Below are 630 nucleotides of genomic sequence, written 5' to 3' on the forward strand. Positions count from 1 at the left end.
CGTTGATCGCGCCGCCGAGCGTCTTGATGCGGCGCTCCGATCGGCGCAGGCCGAAATGCGTCACCTCGTTCCGCTCGACATGGCGGATGATCTTCCCGAATTACGCTTCGGCAACTGCGAAGTTCGGCGGTTCACCGAGACCGAACTCGGGGAGATTTTCGATGCGCGGACACCAGATCGATTTGGCCGAGTTCAGCGATTTTCAATGGCTCTTGATAAGGGAAGCCGTTGATTTGAAGGACGAACCGGAAAAACGCGCAATGCCTTGGATGTATGGCAGCCTCGACAGGGACTTCGGCCAGATCGACCCGCACAAGCCACGTTTCCCGGCCGCGGTCGAAGCCACCCTCGCCTTCCTCATGACCGCGCCCTGGGAGGAATGGGTGGGCATGCCCGAAGTCGATCTATTCGCGTTCCGGGTGCCGTGGGTGCATACGGTCAGCGAGGACCTTTTTGTTCGCATTGAGGCGCCGCCGCTTTCATCGACACTGTCCTTCACGCAGGATTACTACACCCATCATGACGGATCGACGGAGGAATATACCCGCCGGCTGACGCTGCCGATCGACGACCAAGCCATCCTCAAACTGAGCGATTGGCAGAGCTCCCGCTGGACCGCATTTGAAAGGG

At 59.5% G+C, this 630-nt stretch carries 2 pseudogenes; both read left to right on the forward strand.

Annotation, left to right across the window (positions count from 1 at the left end):
- Positions 1–232, forward strand: a pseudogene (locus ACFHWW_RS34075) (hypothetical protein); the annotation flags it as partial.
- Positions 183–630 (forward strand): annotated as a pseudogene (locus tag ACFHWW_RS34080) (hypothetical protein); the annotation flags it as partial. The pseudogenes ACFHWW_RS34075 and ACFHWW_RS34080, both read left to right, overlap by 50 nt.

Origin of the sequence: Sinorhizobium sp. P24N7 (assembly GCF_042436655.1) — a bacterium.
GTDB classification, from domain to species: Bacteria; Pseudomonadota; Alphaproteobacteria; order Rhizobiales; family Rhizobiaceae; genus Sinorhizobium; species Sinorhizobium meliloti_A.